17 protein-coding genes are annotated in these 17,445 nt (G+C 53.7%); 5 read left to right on the plus strand and 12 right to left on the minus strand.

The features are described from left to right. The first annotated feature begins 146 nt into the window (after positions 1-146). The gene (locus JJQ72_RS07605) at positions 147-1,445 is read left to right on the plus strand and encodes an aminotransferase class I/II-fold pyridoxal phosphate-dependent enzyme (RefSeq protein WP_138226890.1); all 1,299 of its coding nucleotides are present in this window, start codon (positions 147-149) and stop codon (positions 1,443-1,445) included. Between the two features lie 166 nt (positions 1,446-1,611). Further along, complete coding sequence (locus JJQ72_RS07610; protein ID WP_208203272.1) at positions 1,612-1,734, plus strand: YjcZ family sporulation protein; 123 nt, start codon at positions 1,612-1,614, stop codon at positions 1,732-1,734. Between the two features lie 209 nt (positions 1,735-1,943). Here JJQ72_RS07610 and JJQ72_RS07615 read toward each other — a convergent pair whose 3' ends face one another. The 5 genes from JJQ72_RS07615 to JJQ72_RS07635 all read right to left on the minus strand — a co-directional run bounded on the left by JJQ72_RS07615 (position 1,944) and on the right by JJQ72_RS07635 (position 6,855). Continuing rightward, positions 1,944-3,167 carry an ABC transporter permease gene (locus JJQ72_RS07615; protein ID WP_208203273.1) on the minus strand — a complete coding sequence of 408 codons (1,224 nt, stop codon included), beginning with the start codon at positions 3,165-3,167 and terminating at the stop codon, positions 1,944-1,946. Then, positions 3,164-3,919 carry an ABC transporter ATP-binding protein gene (locus JJQ72_RS07620; protein ID WP_208203274.1) on the minus strand — a complete coding sequence of 252 codons (756 nt, stop codon included), beginning with the start codon at positions 3,917-3,919 and terminating at the stop codon, positions 3,164-3,166. Before JJQ72_RS07620 ends, JJQ72_RS07615 begins: the two co-directional genes overlap by 4 nt. Positions 3,920-3,936: 17 nt before the next feature. Then, positions 3,937-5,352, minus strand: coding sequence for a DEAD/DEAH box helicase (locus JJQ72_RS07625; RefSeq protein WP_208203275.1), 1,416 nt, complete (start codon positions 5,350-5,352; stop codon positions 3,937-3,939). Positions 5,353-5,544: 192 nt separating this feature from the next. Continuing rightward, positions 5,545-6,318, minus strand: a complete 774-nt coding sequence (locus tag JJQ72_RS07630; protein ID WP_138226894.1) for an SDR family NAD(P)-dependent oxidoreductase — start codon at positions 6,316-6,318, stop codon at positions 5,545-5,547. A 78-nt stretch (positions 6,319-6,396) separates the two neighbouring features. After that, complete coding sequence (locus JJQ72_RS07635) at positions 6,397-6,855, minus strand: chemotaxis protein CheX (protein ID WP_138226895.1); 459 nt, start codon at positions 6,853-6,855, stop codon at positions 6,397-6,399. 386 nt (positions 6,856-7,241) lie between these two features. Here JJQ72_RS07635 and JJQ72_RS07640 point away from each other — a divergent pair, with 386 nt between their 5' ends. Beyond that, the gene (locus JJQ72_RS07640) at positions 7,242-8,144 is read left to right on the plus strand and encodes a LysR family transcriptional regulator (RefSeq protein ID WP_208203276.1); all 903 of its coding nucleotides are present in this window, start codon (positions 7,242-7,244) and stop codon (positions 8,142-8,144) included. A 50-nt stretch (positions 8,145-8,194) separates the two neighbouring features. After that, entirely contained in the window at positions 8,195-9,007 is an 813-nt protein-coding gene (locus tag JJQ72_RS07645) for a histidinol-phosphatase (RefSeq protein WP_138226897.1), read from the plus strand. Between the two features lie 174 nt (positions 9,008-9,181). Here JJQ72_RS07645 and JJQ72_RS07650 read toward each other — a convergent pair whose 3' ends face one another. From JJQ72_RS07650 to JJQ72_RS07670, 5 genes are all read right to left on the minus strand, one after another. Next, entirely contained in the window at positions 9,182-10,087 is a 906-nt protein-coding gene (locus tag JJQ72_RS07650; RefSeq protein WP_243895936.1) for a metallophosphoesterase, read from the minus strand. Further along, on the minus strand, positions 10,084-10,785 hold the full coding sequence (locus tag JJQ72_RS07655) for a potassium channel family protein (RefSeq protein WP_138226898.1): 702 nt from the start codon (positions 10,783-10,785) through the stop codon (positions 10,084-10,086). Before JJQ72_RS07655 ends, JJQ72_RS07650 begins: the two co-directional genes overlap by 4 nt. Before the next feature lie 140 nt (positions 10,786-10,925). Continuing rightward, on the minus strand, positions 10,926-11,690 hold the full coding sequence (sdhB, locus tag JJQ72_RS07660; RefSeq protein ID WP_138226899.1) for a succinate dehydrogenase iron-sulfur subunit: 765 nt from the start codon (positions 11,688-11,690) through the stop codon (positions 10,926-10,928). Positions 11,691-11,705: 15 nt separating this feature from the next. Further along, on the minus strand, positions 11,706-13,448 hold the full coding sequence (gene sdhA / locus JJQ72_RS07665; protein ID WP_208203277.1) for a succinate dehydrogenase flavoprotein subunit: 1,743 nt from the start codon (positions 13,446-13,448) through the stop codon (positions 11,706-11,708). Between the two features lie 16 nt (positions 13,449-13,464). Further along, a complete protein-coding gene (locus tag JJQ72_RS07670; protein ID WP_208203278.1) occupies positions 13,465-14,133 on the minus strand; it encodes a succinate dehydrogenase cytochrome b558 subunit in 669 nt (222 codons plus the stop codon). 256 nt (positions 14,134-14,389) lie between these two features. Here JJQ72_RS07670 and JJQ72_RS07675 point away from each other — a divergent pair, with 256 nt between their 5' ends. Next, complete coding sequence (locus tag JJQ72_RS07675; RefSeq protein ID WP_208203279.1) at positions 14,390-15,310, plus strand: LysR family transcriptional regulator; 921 nt, start codon at positions 14,390-14,392, stop codon at positions 15,308-15,310. A 113-nt stretch (positions 15,311-15,423) separates the two neighbouring features. On the opposite strand, the gene JJQ72_RS07680 is transcribed toward JJQ72_RS07675, so the two are convergent. Together JJQ72_RS07680 and JJQ72_RS07685 are read right to left on the minus strand one after the other, a co-directional pair. Then, entirely contained in the window at positions 15,424-16,089 is a 666-nt protein-coding gene (locus JJQ72_RS07680; RefSeq protein ID WP_138226902.1) for a potassium channel family protein, read from the minus strand. 14 nt (positions 16,090-16,103) lie between these two features. Next, complete coding sequence (locus JJQ72_RS07685; protein WP_233281260.1) at positions 16,104-17,444, minus strand: TrkH family potassium uptake protein; 1,341 nt, start codon at positions 17,442-17,444, stop codon at positions 16,104-16,106. Between the last annotated feature and the right edge of the window lies 1 nt (position 17,445).

Genomic DNA, 17,445 nt, shown 5'->3' on the forward strand with positions numbered 1-17,445 from the left:
TAGCTTATTACCTGGGGCAGATGACTTGTAATGGCGCTCATTTTTCGTGACGCTCACGCGGTGAAGTGATATAATGTTAGGCAATGATTGTAAACAGAAGGTAAATCCATTTTAACCCTAAGCATTCGGAAGGATGATATGAACTCATGAATTCATTGGCTGCACAATTGAATGAAAGCATTTCCGCGGGCAACCGCCATGTGTATGACATGCTGTCCAATCTAGGCCGAGAGATTTACTTCCCGAAGGAAGGCATTCTAAGCCAATCTGCGGAAGCCGCCAGCCAAGCCAAGCGATATAACGCAACGATCGGCATCGCCACAGAGGGCGGCGGACCGATGCACCTGGGCGTGATCCAGGATAAGCTGTCTGCCTATGCGCCGAAGGATCTCTATCCATATGCCCCGCCAGCCGGCAAGCCGGAGCTGCGCAGTGCCTGGCGCACGAAGATGCTGAAGGAGAATCCAAGCCTTGAAGGCAAGAGCATCAGCACTCCGATTATTACCAATGCGCTGACGCACGGCCTCTCCATCGTAGCAGATCTGTTCGTGGATGCAGGTGACGCTGTCATCTACCCGGATAAGAATTGGGAGAACTACGAGCTGACCTTCGGCATCCGCCGGCATGGCGAAGCAGTGAATTATCCTTTGTTTACAGAGGACATGAAGTTCAATGCCGCCGGGCTGCGCGAAGCACTCCTGAATCAGAAGGACAAAGGCAAGGCCGTCGTCATTCTAAATTTTCCGAATAACCCGACCGGCTATACTCCAGGAGCAGCCGAAGGCGAAGAAATCGTATCCGCCATCAAGGATGCAGCCGAAGCCGGCATTAATGTCGTCGCTGTCACAGACGATGCGTACTTCGGGCTTTTCTTCGAGGATTCCCTCCAGGAATCCTTGTTCGGGAAGCTGGCGGATCTCCATCCCCGTGTACTGGCTGTGAAGATTGACGGAGCTACGAAAGAAGAATTTGTCTGGGGCTTCCGCGTCGGCTTCATCACGTATGCCTCTCAGGATGCTGGTGTGCTGACTGCACTGGAGCAGAAGACGCTCGGCATCATCCGCGCCACAATTTCCAGCGGCTCGCACCCGTCCCAGACGTTTGTTCTAGAGGCGCTGAACTCCCCGGAGTTCGAGGCACAGAAGCAGGAGAAATTCGTTATTATGAAGGGCCGGGCGAACAAGGTGAAATTCCTGCTCGACAGCGGTAAATACGACGGCGCCTGGGATTACTATCCGTTTAACTCCGGATATTTCATGTGTCTGAAGCTGAAAGGCATCTCCGCCGAAAGCCTGCGCGTTCATCTGCTTCAGGCGTACGGCTTGGGCACGATCGCACTGGGTGAATATGATCTGCGGATCGCCTTCTCCTGCATTGAGGAGCAGCATCTGGAGGATCTGTTCGATCTCGTATATCAAGGCATTCAGGATTTGCAGTCCTCCTAATGCGACAGCAGGGCTGCTCCGAAGAATCTTCCGAGAAGATTCCGGAGCAGCCCTGTTTTTATTTCATGTACCCTCCACGCTCGCCCATACCTGTTCACCACGAGCATCATACAATACCATGTATCAAGCAACCACAACCAATTACGAACCGAAAGGGGAATGAAACATGAGTGCAGTTGCAGGTGCAGCAAGATGCGGAGGATACGGATACGGTGGATACGGTAATGTTGGAGCGATTCTGGTACTCTTTATCCTGCTCGTAATCATCACTCGCGCTTTCTGGGTATAATCCCGGTGACGCTTCCGTGGGGCTGTCGCAAGAGTAGACTCAAGGGATGGCCTCATCTTTAAGAAAAGAGCATGCAGCAGGCAAAATAACCAGCCAAAGGTATTATACCTGGCTGGTTATTTCTCTTTGTTGGCTTAAGGATGCAGCGATTTCGGACCAGCGGACGCGGACGCGTTCGCCTTTGACGCCAAATTCTGACATCGCTTGAGCTACAGGTCGTCCTCCTCCAGCTCCTTTTTGGCCTTGCGCATGGCAGCGGCACGGAAGCCCCACACCAGCACGAGGCCTGCTGCTCCCGTTCCCAGCACACGGACCGGCTGGGAGAGGAGCTGAGGCAGAAGGGGCAGCCACAAAAGCACCGCCCATAGCAGCTGCAGCTGAACCAGCAGCTTCACTTCATTGCGGGAGCGGGAGCCCTCCGGAAGCGGATAAACCATCAGCCAGAACGATTCCCGGTGCACATTCCGCAGCGACGACAGCTGAAGTCCCGCAATCATCAGGGCCACCAGGTACACTGCGGCTGAAGCAAGCTGTCCCCCGGTAATGATCATAAGAACAAGGCCCAGAGCTAAAACGCGCAGCAGAATCCCGAAGGACTCACTGCGGGACAGGCTTTTGATCAGCAGGAAACGGTATGCCGTCTCCTTGCTCCAGGGGATGCCGCTGCCCCATCGGGACAGCCATTTACGGGCATACACCCGCTGCTCCCCCTGAGGCACATTTACGAACCAGCTCAAGATAAGCATAACCTTTGCGGCATGCCGCTTCTCCAGCTGAATGAATCGTTCCCAGGGAACGGGGTGACGTACCGGAATCAGGCTGGCGGCGAGGTAAGCTGCAGCCAGCAGCGTGACAAAGATCAGACTGCTGACCGGGGAATACCACAGCCAGGATGCCAGCGCCAGCCCAATGACAGACCATCTCAAGAGGCGAAATCCGGCAGCCGCTGGCTTGTACACCATATGCTGCTCTCTCCAGCTTCCCCAGCCTGACAGCACCTTCAATCCGCTCAACAACAGCACCGTAAAAGTCAGACCCTGCGGATCCGTGTCACTGCGGATGTACAGCGGCCATAGAATAGTCACCGCCAGCAGCAGCAGGATCAGCTTGTACACGATGCCACGGATAACAGCACTGCTGAAATAGGAGGCCATTCTGGATTCCTGAGGCAGTAAGAAGACAACATCCGCAGGCTTTAGATATGTACGGGCGCTGCTGAATATCGTCAGCGGCAGCAGGATGCCAAGCATGATCCAGCGGATCGGCAATTCCTCTGGCACATTGATAAGGATTGACGTATACCATGCGGAGAACGCAATCAATAGAAACAGGAACACTACGGCGACACCACTCTGCAGGACATAGCCCAGATACGGCAGCACCTGGCTCCAGAATTGTCCGCGCCGGCTAGATAACAGCTCCTTCAGGTTCATCGGCGGCTCCCGTCTTGAATCAACGCATAAAATAACTGCTCCAGCGGCAATCCCGGCTTTCCGGCCTGCTCCGCAATGTCCTCCAAGCTGCCTTGGGCAATAATCCGGCCATGATGCAGTACGACAAAGCGTTCACAATAATTCTCGATCGTCGATAAAATATGGGAGCTCAGCAAAATGGATGCGCCGGTCTGCTTGATCTCCACCATGAAGTCCAGCAGTGAACGAATCCCCAGCGGGTCGAGGCCCAGAAACGGCTCATCGATAATGTACAGCGACGGCCGGGCCACGAAGGCGCACATAATCATGACCTTCTGGCGCATCCCCTTGGAGAGATGCGAGGACAGGCTGTCCATCTTCTCCTCCATCCGGAACATGCCGGACAAGGCTGCTGAGCGGGCCTCATAATCCGCTTTACTCACCCCGTAAGAGCGGGCTGTAAATTCCAGATGCTCCCGCACCGTCATCTCCTCATACAAAATCGGTGACTCCGGCACAAAGCCGAGCGCTCCATGATAACCCTCCGCATCCTGGCTGCGGGTTCTGCCCTGCACCCTGATCTCGCCCTTGTGCGGGTTCATGAGTCCAAGAATATGCTTCATCGTCGTGCTCTTGCCCGCTCCGTTGAGGCCAATCAGACCGACCATTTCTCCCGGCCGCACCTGAAAAGACACCTCATGCAGCACGGGACGGTTCAAGCTGTAGCCTCCGCTCAGTCCATTCACGGACAGGATCTCGGAAACCTCCTTCATTCCCTCACCCCCAACTTCTATTCACCCTTGGATTTATTCTTCAGCCATTTCGGCGCTCCTTTGTTCTTCCGGTCCTTGAGACGCTCGCTTTGCGATCTTGAGGAGACACTCTCTCTTGCACCGGCAGCAGATGACGGCCGCGCCGGCCGGTTCTCACTGCGCGCTGACGCCGGCTTCCCAGCGGTCTCTGAGGAGGCACCCTGCCGCGGCGAACGTTCGGAGCCGGGGCGTACGCCAGCCGTCTTCGCCTTCCCGCCGCTTCCGCCTGCCGGACGTTTAGCCGGAAAGCTGCTGGAGCGCGGTGTCCGTACCTTGCCGCCATACAGCGCCCGCTCTCCAATGGAGATGCCCAGCTCCTGATTGAATTTCCGCATAATGAACACCTGGCGGTCGGTGACTACCGTCACGGCCATACCGCTTTTTCCCATACGTCCGGTTCTGCCGGCTCGGTGCGTATAGCTCTCCGCGTTCAGAGGAGGATCATAATTGATGACCATCTCTAGCCCTTCAATATCCAGTCCTCTCGCAGCAACATCACTTGCAACCAGCAGCTGGGTGCTTCCTTCGCGGAACGCTTTCAGCACGCGGCTGCGTGTCAGCTTGTCTGCCTCCCCGTACAGGGCGGCGGAGGATAAGCCGACATAGTTCAGCTTGGCTTCCACCTCCGCCAGATCCTCCGTCTGATTCACAAATACGATCACGCGCTTCGGGTTATAATGCCGTACAATCCGGCGCACCATATCCACCCGGTCCCGCTCTTCCGCGACAAAATACACATGCTCCAGTGTAGACGGAGTCCGTGCACCAGGATCAATGCCGATCTCGACGGGCCTGTCCATCTCCTGCTTGACCAGCTGCGCTGTTTCCGCACTAACGGTGGCGGAGAGAAATACGAGCTGCCGCTGACGCAGCGTGCTCTTCAGAATCCGGTCCACATCTCCGGCGCCTCCCAGCTTGAATACCTGATCCACCTCATCCACAACCACGGTGCTGACTTCATGCATCTTCAGCTTCTTGATTTCGATCAGCTCCCGCACCCGTCCCGGTGTTCCCACAACCAGCTGGGGATGCTGCTTCAGCTTCTCCTGCTGACGCTTGATAGCAGCGCCGCCGATCAAGGAGAGCACCCGAATTCCTCTTGCTTCTCCGTACCGCTCCGCTTCCCGCACAATCTGCATCGCCAGCTCCTGGGTCGGCGCGAGGATCAGCTTCTGCAGATGCTTGCTGTCCGTGTCAATGCCCTGCAGTGCCGGCAACAGATAGGCCAGTGTCTTACCGGTCCCGGTCTGCGAGGTGGCCAGCACATCCTTGCCTTCCAAAATAGGCGGAATGGCTTCTGCCTGAACCGGAGAAGGCTCTGTAATTCCGTGCTCTGCCAGCCGCTCTGTAAATTCCCCGGCGATGCCGAGGCTTTGAAATCCATTAGAGGTCATGATGTTACTCCATCCTTTATCTCGAGAGTCCCGAGTTTCGTTTCATTCATTATATGCTAAAAAAGGCGCCCTCACCAAGTCAAAGACAAATTCCCTCGCCTTTAAGGTCTTCGGCCTCCGCCGCGCAAAAAAAGACGCCCCGCTTCCGGGGGCATTTAGCTTCCCTCGGGAGCGGGGCGGGTCGTTGCAGCATTACTTCATATCCAGCCAGCGATAAAGCACCTTGTCCATCAGTCTTGGAAACAGCTGATAGATTCTCATTCCCGCCGCCGCAGATCGCGGCAGATTGAGCTCTTCCTTCCGCTTCTTGATCAAGTGCACAATCCGGTCAGCAACGTAGTCCGGCTTCATGACAAACCAGCTAATATTTTTGACATATTGTCCTGAAGGATCTGCCTGGTCAAAAAACGGCGTGTCAATGGGACCGGGATTTACGGAGGAGACCGTAATCCCCGTTCCTCTCAGCTCTTGGCGGAGCGAATTGGTCAAGCCCAGAACCGCATGCTTGCTGGCCGCATAGCCGGATGACTTGGCAATCCCCATCTTCCCTGCAATTGAAGCGATATTGACGATCTGTCCGAAGCCCTGCTTCAGCATAACCGGCAGCACCGCTTGTGTCGTCCGGACAATGCCCATGTAATTGACATCCATCATATCCTGAAACCGCTCTGGCGGAGCATCCAAAAAATTCTCAAATACGCCGTAGCCCGCATTGTTGACGAGCACATCAATAACACCGTGCCGCGCCTCAATGTCGTGAACGACCGCTTTTACCTCTTCGGCATTGCCAATGTCCATCTGAATCGTTTCGTATTTGCCAGGCATTCCGCTGACCGCCTCTTTCAAGCGGGCTTCGGATCTGCCGGTCAAAATGACATAGGCCCCCTGCTGGGACAGCTTCTTGGCGGTCAAGGCCCCGATTCCGCTGGACGCTCCGGTGATGACTACAACTTTATTTTCAAGCATGATCAATTATCCTCCCTGCAGCCTCGCCGGGCAGGCTGGATCTTCGCCTTCGGTGTGATGGGCTGTGATCCTTCTATTTTATGAAATCATGACCTGAATATCCAGTTCCCCGATGCCGTCCATCTTCAGCGGGATACTGAGCGCTTTTCGTGAAGAAAATTCCGCAAAGCCTTCCGAGTGGTACACCTGCGGAGGCGTAATGTCCACATTGACCCCCTGATTGGATAAAATGGTGCTGGCATTCCCGCTGATCATATTGCTCAGCTCTGAAATCGCGCTCTTGCCCATTTCATCCATCTCCGTAATCACAAAGCCTCCCATCATGATCGACACCATGCGAAGTGCCACCTGCTCGTGGAGGCCAAAGACGATATCGCCCTTCATTTGGCCTGTCATGCCGATCAAGATCCAGATATGGTCCTGCTGAGATGAGATTTCTTTCACACCAAGAGTACCGGTTGAAGGCGAAATCTGGATGACTTGCTCAATGACATTCCTTGCTGATTCTAAAAATGGGTTGATGACTTCCGCTTTCATTCCCGAATGCCCCCTCGTCTGGGTTGTTGGTCAGGGTCCTAAAGTCCCACGTAATAGTGTAATGCCATTATAATAGATACCCTGTAATAATTCATCATAAATTAAGTCTGGAAGCGTTGTGCCAAAATCACGGGCCCGAGTCAACGGAATAAAACCCTCTCTAAAGAGGGTCTTTTGTAGTAGTTCAAAAAGAACAGTCTCTTACTATTTATCGGTTTTTTTCGTCTGCATTTAATAAACCAGCTGAAATTTTTTTACGGCAGACACCGTCATTTTCCAATCTTTCATGCTGCATACGTTTGCCCCCTATTTCAGAATCCCCTATAATTCAAGAAGACCCTGATTCGTGTACCGGTGATCAATTTATCTAGACTAGGAGGAAGGCCATGAATATCAGCCAGCTGGAAACGCTGATTACGATTTCCAAAACCATGAGCTTCCGTAAAGCCGGAGAGCTGCTAAACCTGACTCAGCCTGCCGTTTCGGCTCAAATTAAAAGTCTGGAAGAAGAATTCAAAACCGTGCTGGTAGACCGCAGCCAGCCTGTCACGTTAACTGACCGTGGACAAGTATTTGTAGAGCACGCTGATCAGATTCTACGCATTGTGGATGAGATGAAGCAGCGGCTTTCCGATTTGGATCAGACCCCGCAGGGGCATATCCGGCTCGGCACTACGACCTCCATTGCGATTCAGATCCTGCCGCGCGTGCTGTCGTATTTTCAGGATCAGTTTCCTCATATCAAGACGACGATTCAATCCATGGCATCCTCACAAATTTATCATGGTGTCGAGAACAACCTGATTGATGTCGGTATTGGCTATCTCATTGAGCGTAATCCCAATGTAAGCTCCTCCATCCTGTTCTATGATTCCTTTGAGCTGGTCGTCTCTCCTGACCATCCGCTAGCCAAACAAAGTAAAGCCGGCATTGAAGTGCTGGGCCAAACTCCCTTGATTTTGCTGACTCAGGACACTGTAGGCCGGCGCTTTGCAGATGAAGTCATGAGAAAGCATGGCATCGAGCCCCAGGTCATTATGGAGCTGTCCAGCAGTGAAGAAATCAAGCGGATGGTTGAAATCAACATGGGAGCGGGCATATTATCCAAGCAGTCTGTCTCCAAAGAGCTGCGCAACGGCTCTCTGCGCATTATTCCTTTAATTGAATTGGAGGTCAGTCACCCTGTCGGCGTCATCTATAAGAGCGGCCGGTATGTGAGCTCCGCGATGCGCCAGTTTCTGAGCGACTTGAAGGGCATGCCGGAAACACAGTTTATCAGCACGGAATAAAGTGCCGCCGGAGCACACCAGGACATCATATTCCAAGGAGGATTCCCATCATGAAGTTTGACTTGCATACCCATCATTTTCGTTGCGGACATGCGGACGGTAACATTCGGGATTATATAGAGGCCGGAATCGCCGCTGGACTTCAGGTCATTGGCATCTCGGATCACACGCCTTTCTTCGGACATGAAGAGGAGCAGCCGTTCCCCGGCATTGCGATGGCGAAGAGCGAGCTCGCCCATTATGTAGAAGAAGTACTTCAGCTCAAAAAAGAATATGACGGGCGTATTGATGTCCTGCTCGGCATTGAATCCGACTTTTTTCCCGAACACGGCGCTCTATATACCGAAACGCTCTCCCGATATCCCTTTGATTACATTATCGGTTCGGTCCATCAGACCCTGGGCGTCAGCATTTTCAACAAGAACCGCTGGAAAGGGCTGTCCCCTCAAGAGAAAGTGATGCATAAGGAAGAATATTATGCCTTGATCCGCCAATCCGCCCGGCACGGCCTGTTTCAAATTCTCGGCCATATTGACGCCATGAAGGGCAATTACCCCTCGTTCTCCGATATTATGACGGAAGAGGCGCTGGAGGAGACGCTGAAGGTCATCGCCGAGTGCGGCGTTGCCATCGAGATCAACACCTCCGGGAAGACCAAGCTCAGCGGCGGCTGGTATCCCTCCCACGCCATTCTGGAGCGTGCCTTCCACTATGGCGTGAATGTTACGTTCGGCTCTGACAGTCATGTCCCTTCGCGGGTCGGTGATGAGCTGATGGAGGTCGCTGCGGTACTTAAAGAGATCGGCTATACAGAGTGGGTGTATTACAAGCAGAAGCAGAAGGTTTCCGTTCCTCTTCCTTGAGGCGGAGATCTTTTTTTATAGTGGGTCATATTGAGGACAAAAAAAAGTGGACCCGAAGCAATTCGGGTCCCAAAGCATTTATATATTCTCAAAAGGGGGTCATGTGATAAGCTTACCCGATCGCTGTTAGAGTTTGATAACAGCTATATTTCAATTGTGTGACAATGATTTGCCTTAGCGGCTGGACAGCGTAAGCACGGTAATTTCCGGCCTGCACAGAAATCGCATCGGGAGTCTCGTCGTCCCCAGCCCGCGGTTAACATAGAGCGGCATTCCACGCTCACCCACGTTGTACAGACCCTGCACGTAGCGAAGTGCGCCAGGGGGCGTAACAACCTCACCAATGCCTGGCAGGCGAATCTGCCCCCCGTGGCTGTGTCCTGAAAGCTGAAGGTCTACAGGGTAAGTCGAGACGATACCGGCATAATCCGGCTCGTGCATCAGCATAAGTGTGTACATGCCCTCCGGAATGCCCTGTAATGCCTGCTCTGCATCAGGGGTTCCCTCCAGCCAGTCCTCCAGCCCCGCTACCGCGATGACCTTACCGCGCCGCTCCAGCAGCACATGGCTGTTGCGCAGCACCGTAAAGCCGGCAGAGGCCTGCTTCGAGACCAAATCATCGGCATTCTCATAATCATGATTTCCGAGAATCGACAGCACGCCCAGTGGAGCCTGCAGGCGGGACAGCGCCTCCAGCGAGCCGTCAAGGGCCTGAGCACGTCCGTCCACCATATCCCCCGTGAACACGATCAGGTCCGGCTTTTCTTGCAGAATCATCTCTACAACCTTCCCGGTCTTGTCAGACCAAAGAGGAAATCCGAGATGCAGATCACTGAAATGTACAATCTTCATGCCGTGAAAAGAAGCGGGCAGGCGCTGCTGCTGCAGATTCAGCCGGGTAAGCTCGATATGATTCGGCTCCCAGAATGCCCCGTAGCCTGCCCCAAGCAGCCCTGCGGCCGCTGCAGCCTGAAATCCGCGCTTCAGAAACTGCCTCCGCGTCATTCCCCGTCCGAGAGGCGGAGACAAGGATGGCGAGGAGTCCGGCTCTGTACCGGATCGTGATCCCGATGTATTCATCCTGTAGGTCCCCCCTGTTCCCGGTCTTTTGGAGCCTCATCCGGCGGCTCATCAAACGGTCCCTTCTTCTCCATGGGCAGTTCGTTCTCATCGCCGGGATCAAAGATCTGCCGTAGCGTTCCGAGCATGGATAGGGCGTAGCCCACGGTAATGAAGCTGAAGGTCATTTGCATCGTGACGACGAGCCGCGCCGTATTATCCACCGGTGACACATCCCCGTACCCGACAGTGACAAAAGTGGCTACACTGAAGTACAGAAACGTAATCATCTGGCTCAGTGTGTCTTCACCCAGATTCGTGCCCTCAAAGGATGAGCCCTCAAACAGCTTGTAAATCGACATATACACGATCGTAAAGAACAGCACGCAGGTCAGCGCCGCAAAGCTGATCCGCATCAGCGTCGTCCGCATCAGAATATGCTTATGCACCGACTCGGCAATTTTATTGAATATATAAATGATATAAAACACGACAGACAGCAGCACAAACAATACAACCAGCACCCGAACACCGGCTTCTCCCGGCACGACCGACATCAAATCAATCCATCCGAACAGATCCTCCAGCGACACGGCGATATAAATCAACAGCGGTGCCAGCAGCACCGGCCTGCTCGACCATTTCTTGTCCACATTATAAAAGATCAGGATCAGAGAAGCCAAGCCGATGATATTTATAATCCACATCCACCAATTCAAAGCCTCTCCGCCTCCCTTTGCTGGTCTCTTCCGTTAAGACCTACCTATCTATTACCCGTTATTCCGTGAGGCTGCTTCAGCCCTCTTGCCGGTAAAAAAAGACACCTGCGTTAACTGCCGCAGGTGCCTTTACATTCAGATTATACGCCCAGCCAGCGCTTGAAAAGCTGCTTCGTGGTGTCTTTGTTCATTTCTGCAATGGAGGTCGTCAATGGAATGCCTTTCGGACAAGAGCGGACACAGTTCTGCGAGTTTCCGCAGCCCTCAATGCCTCCGTCCTGCATCAGCGTCTCCAGGCGTTCTTCCTTATTCATCTCACCCGTTGGATGGGCGTTGAACAGGCGCACCTGAGAAATGGCTGCCGGACCGATGAAATCGGTCTTCTCGTTCACGTTCGGGCACGCTTCCAGGCAGACGCCGCAAGTCATGCACTTGGACAGCTCATAAGCCCACTGGCGCTTCTTCTCCGGCATACGCGGTCCCGGACCCAGGTCATAGGTACCGTCAATTGGAATCCACGCCTTGACCTTCTTCAGGGCGTTGAACATCCGGCTGCGGTCGATAACCAGGTCACGAACGACCGGGAAGGTCTTCATCGGTTCAATCTTGATCGGCTGCTCCAGCTTATCCACCAGTGCCGCACAGGCCTGACGCGGCTTCCCGTTAATGACCATCGAGCAGGCGCCGCATACTTCCTCCAGACAGTTGGCTTCCCAGCATACCGGAGAGGTATCTTTCCCCTCAGCGTTGCTCGGATTCCGCTGAATTTCCATCAGCGCACTGATTACGTTCATGCCGGGACGATACGGAATCTCGAAATCCTCACTGTAGGATTTCGACTCCGGGCTGTCCTGACGGGTGATACGAAACTTGACGTTTTTCGAGGACGCAGTTGTTTGAGCCATGTCTAATCCCCCTTCTTACTTATCTTTCGAATAATCGCGAATACGCGGTGTAATCAAGGATACATCCACTTCTTCATAAGAGATCTGCGGTCCATCCGCCGTCCACGCGGCTTTGGTCGTCTTCAGGAACTCATCATCATTACGGTCCGGGAACTCCGGCTTGTAGTGGGCACCGCGGCTTTCGTTCCGCATAAGGGCGCCCAGAGTCATTGCCTCAGCCAGCTCCAGCATGTTCCACAGCTGGCGGGTAAACGCTGCCCCTTGGTTATTCCAGCGGGATGTGTCCGTCATATTGATGTTCTTGTAGCGCTGCTTCAGTTCTTTGATCTTGTGGATCGTTTGCTCCAGCTTGTCGTTATAGCGAACCACCGTCATATTGTTGGTCATCCACTCGCCGAGCTCCTTATGAATCACATAAGCATTCTCGGTACCCTGCATGTTCAGCAGACCGTTAAACTTCGTCTCCTGCTCCTTGACTGCCCGCTCGAACACGTTGGAGGAAACATCCTCGGACGATTTCTTCAGGCCCTTCACATATTCAATTGCCTTCGGCCCTGCAACCATTCCGCCGTAGATGGCGGATACCAGAGAGTTCGCTCCCAGGCGGTTCGCGCCGTGGTATTGATACTCACATTCGCCGGCTGCAAACAGACCCGGAATGCTCGTCATCTGGTTGTAATCGACCCACATGCCGCCCATGGAATAATGGACCGCCGGGAAGATTTTCATCGGGATTTTGCGGGGATCATCACCCATGAATTTCTCATAGATTTCGATGATGCCGCCGAGCTTCACATCCAGCTCCTTCGGATCCTTATGGGACAGATCCAGGTAAACCATGTTCTCGCCATTAATGCCGAGTCCCATGTCTACGCAGACAGAGAAGATTTCGCGGGTTGCGATGTCACGAGGCACCAGGTTGCCGTAAGCCGGATATTTCTCTTCGAGGAAATACCATGGCTTGCCGTCTTTATAGGTCCAGATCCGGCCGCCTTCACCGCGGGCGGATTCCGACATCAGGCGCAGCTTGTCATCGCCCGGAATCGCTGTCGGGTGAATCTGGATGAACTCGCCGTTGGCGTAGTGAACACCCTGCTGGTACACAGCACTTGCCGCTGTACCTGTATTAATAACCGAGTTGGTCGTTTTGCCAAAAATAATACCAGGACCGCCGCTGGCCAAAATAACCGCGTCGGCACGGAATGCGCGCAGCTCCATGGTGCGCAGATCCTGTGCATTGATGCCCCAGCATACGCCGTCGTCATCCAGCACGGCGTTCAGGAATTCCCAGTTCTCGTACTTCGTTACGAGTCCTGCAGTTTCCCACCGGCGAACCTGCTCATCCAGCGCGTACAGCAGCTGCTGGCCGGTTGTAGCCCCCGCGTACGCGGTACGGTGATGCTTCGTGCCGCCGAAGCGGCGGAAGTCCAGCAAGCCCTCCGGCGTCCGGTTGAACATAACGCCCATGCGGTCCATGAGGTGAATGATGCCGGGTGCCGCGTCACACATAGCTTTTACCGGCGGCTGGTTCGCGAGAAAGTCTCCACCGTAAACGGTGTCGTCAAAGTGCTCCCAAGGTGAGTCGCCCTCCCCTTTGGTGTTCACGGCTCCGTTAATGCCGCCTTGCGCGCATACAGAGTGGGAACGCTTAACCGGTACCAGCGAGAATAGATGAACGTGTGCTCCGGCTTCTGCTGCCTTGATGGTAGCCATCAAGCCTGCGAGGCCTCCGCCCACAACAATAATGTTAGATGCCATTCTTAGGTCACTCCCCTTAGCTTAGAACTGTTTGGATCATATCAATCATTGCGGCAGCTTCTTCAAACTCCGAGCCGCGGAATGCATTCAGCGCCATAACGAACATTACGCTCATGATAACGAACAAGCCCATGCAGATGTATGAGGATACACGCTGAGCACGCGGTCCGACCGTGATGCCCCAGCTGACCATAAACGCCCACAGGCCGTTTGCAAAGTGGAACGATGCCGACACGATCCCGATCACGTACAGGACGAAGATCAGCGGATTGGTAACCATCTCATGCATGGCAGCTCCCAGCTCTTCATGCGTAATGTTGCCGATGGCCACCTGGAAGCGGGTGTCGTACATATGCCAGATGACAAACACAAACGTGATGACGCCCGTAATCCGCTGCAGCGTAAAGCGAATATTGCGGGAGTAGTTGTATCGGTCGATGTTGTTGTTCGCCTGATAGGCAATGTACAAGCCGTAAACTCCATGGTACAGCAGCGGCAGCCAGATCAGAAACGTTTCCAGGAACAGAACCAGCGGCATGCTGTTCAACAGGTTAACCGCCTTGTCGAATCCCTCTTTCCCTCTTTCATACGCTTGATAGTTCGTCAGCAGGTGCTCGATTAAAAAGGCGCCGAGCGGGATGACCCCTAGCAAGGAATGCAGCTTTCTGGAATAATACCCTTTCATCAGTGGACGTTCCCCTTTCATTGTGTATAGCGTTTTCATGAATCCAATCACTGTGAGGTAGTAACCCATCTTTCATGATACAGCATAATGCGATCTGTTTGTGACATGATTCTACAAAACAGGGCAGACTGCGAACATCATGTGTCACATTTTATGTTACTCCTTTTTTTCTTATAATGGAATTGCAATATAATTATTAAACGTTATAATATACACGCATAACGAGACGTTACCCATTTATAAGGAAGTGAAACCCTTGTTCGATGAACTGGATGTATTTGCTGTTGTGGTAGAACAGAGCAGCTTGAACAAAGCCTCCAAGCTGCTGAATCTGTCCCAGCCCGCCCTCTCCCGCAAGATTGCCAAGCTGGAGGACGAGCTGGGGGTACAGCTGTTTAACCGGCGCGGCAAGCGGCTGGAGCTGACCTCCATCGGACAGCTGGCGTACACTTACGCCCTTGAACAGCGGCAGAACCAGCTTCGCTTCATGCAGACCCTGGCTCACTACCGCGAGGGAGAACAGATCACAATTACCCTGGGAGCCAGCCTCACGACTCTTCAAACAACGCTGCCCCCCTTGGTGAACGCCTTCATGGAGCGCCATCCTTCGGCGGAGATCAAGCTCATTACCGGCAAAACGCATGAAATCGTGTCCTCCGTGCGGGACAAACGGGTCGATGTGGGAATTGTCGCTTCCTCCATCTCCCAGGCGGGCCTTAATTGCATCCCGCTCTTTGACGACCACCTGGAGCTGGTACTGCCTGAGGGACATCCGCTGGCTGATGCGCCCGAGGTGGGCATCGAGCAGCTGCAGGGGCTGCCGATGATCATCTTCTCGACCGGCACCTGGTACCGCAAGCTGACCGATGATCTGTTTCATCGGTGGGGCATTATGCCGGACATCCGCATGGAGATTGATTCCTTTGAAGCAATTGTCCGGCTCCTCCCCACCTGCAAAGCCGCCGCACTGCTTCCCAAGTCATACCTTCGGCCGCAGCTGCTGGCCGACAACGGACTTGTAGATATCCACATTCCGGTCCTCATCGAGACCCGGCGCACCACCAGCCTTATCTACGGTGAAGCCTCCGAGCTCAGCAGCGCGGCCAGCCGCTGGATTGCAGAGACCGAAGCACTATTCCGCAAGCTCGCGGAAGAGCGGCGGCAAGCCGATAACTAATGCTTCACCGCTTTCCTTGCTGAAACGACAATAGGCAGGCGAGACAGAGTATTCTGTCCCGCCTGCCTATTTCACACACTGCTTCATGCCCGGCCTGGCCCGCAGGCTTCACCTTAGGTGTTAACGACTTCACCTTCAAAGCGGTCAATATTATTCTTAGTTCCGATGACGACCATTATATCTCCCGCCTTGAGGACGTCCATCGCCGTCGGCGCCACAATAATACCCTTATGCTGATTGAGAGCCACGACGCTCACTCCGTATCGCGTCCGGGTGTTCAGCTCGCTGAGCGTTTTGCCGTCCATGCATTCGGTTACGGTCATCTCCACCAGCAAATAATCCTTCGACAGCTCCATATAGTCCACCAGATTGGGAGTCACGAGCTGATGCGCGACCCGGATGCCCATATCCCGCTCCGGAAAAATCACGCGATCCACGCCCAGCTTATCCAGAGCCCTTCCGTGCAGCACCGAGATCGCTTTGGCTACGACCGTCTTCACACCAAGCTCCTTGAGCTGAATTGCCGTCAGGATGCTCGTCTGGATATCATCGCCGATGGCCACAATCCCGCAGTCAAAGTTTCGGATGCCTAGCGATTTCAGCACCTCTTCATCCGTAGCATCCGCAACAACGGTATGTGTCAGCAGATCGCTCATATCCTCCACAATCTCTTCGTCCCGGTCCACGCCCAGCACCTCATAGCCAAGGTCCATCAGCTCCAGCGCCAGACTGGCGCCGAAGCGACCAAGGCCGATCACCGCAAACTGTTTTGGTTTCATGTCCTTCTATCCCCTTATCCAATAATCATTTTGCCTTCCGGATACCGGTACAGCTCTTTTCCCTTCTTCGGCCCGAGCGCGAATACGAGTGTCAGCAGGCCGACCCGGCCCGCAAACATGGTCACCGTAATCAGTACCTTGCCGAGCAGGGACAGCTCGGGCGTCAGTCCCATGGACAATCCTACCGTAGAAAATGCCGAGGCCGTTTCAAACAGAATCGCCAAAAAGCTCGCATCCTCCGTTGTAGACAGCACCATAGCCACTGCTACAATAAACAGCAGAGCCAGCAGAGAGACCGTCAGTGCCTTAAAGATCCGCTCCTGCGCCAGCCGGTGACGGAACAGCACGATATCATCACGTCCGCGAATCATCGAAATGACGGCACCGATCATAATCGTAAAGGTCGTCGTCTTGATTCCCCCGCCCGCCGATCCCGGCGATGCTCCAATAAACATAAGAATAATGATAAAAAACTGAGTGGCCTGGCGCAAATCCGGAATATTCAAGGTGTTGGCCCCTGCCGTCCGCGGCGTGACGGACTGGAACAAGGAGCCCCACAGCTTGCCGTCCCAGCCCAGTGCGCCCAGCGTTTTGACATTCGTAAATTCAAATATAAATATAATGACCGTACCGATCACAATCAGCGCTCCCGTCATGGACAGCACCACCTTGGAGTGCAGGGACAGCTTCCGCCGGGTTTTATAATCTACGATTTCTGACATTACAATAAAACCGATTCCGCCGGATATAATAAGAAATAGGCTCGTAAGATTAACAAAAGGATCACTCACATAACCCGTCAGGCTTCTGAAATCTCCGAACAGATCAAAGCCCGCATTGTTAAACAGGCTGATCGCGTGGAAAACAGCAAAATAGGCCGCTTTGCCCAAGGGCATATCGAATGCCCATCTGGCCGTATAAATGATTACCGCCACCCCTTCAATATACAAGGAGTACAGCAGCACTCTTCGGATCAGCCGCACGATCCCTTCCATAGCGGTCTGATTCATGGCCTCCTGCAGGATCAGCCGATCCTTGAGCGAGATTCGGCGCTTGAGAACCAGTGCAATCAAAGTAGCCATCGTCATAAAGCCCAGGCCGCCTACTTGTATCATACACATAATGACGATTTCCCCAAACGTGCTGAAGAACGTTTCTGTATCCACAACGACAAGACCCGTAACGCAGGTTGCAGAGGTGGCCGTAAACAAGGCATCCATAAATCCGAGCCCTTCCCCGCTTTCGCTGGCTATGGGAAGCATCAGCAGAAAAGCCCCCGTCAAAATAATGGCACTAAAGCCCGCAACCAGAAACTGCGGCGGGGACAAGCGGAGCCATTTCAGCTTCCATTTCAAC

The sequence above is a fragment of the Paenibacillus sp. F411 genome (genome assembly GCF_017582705.1).
GTDB classification, from domain to species: domain Bacteria; phylum Bacillota; class Bacilli; order Paenibacillales; family Paenibacillaceae; genus Paenibacillus_AQ; species Paenibacillus_AQ algicola.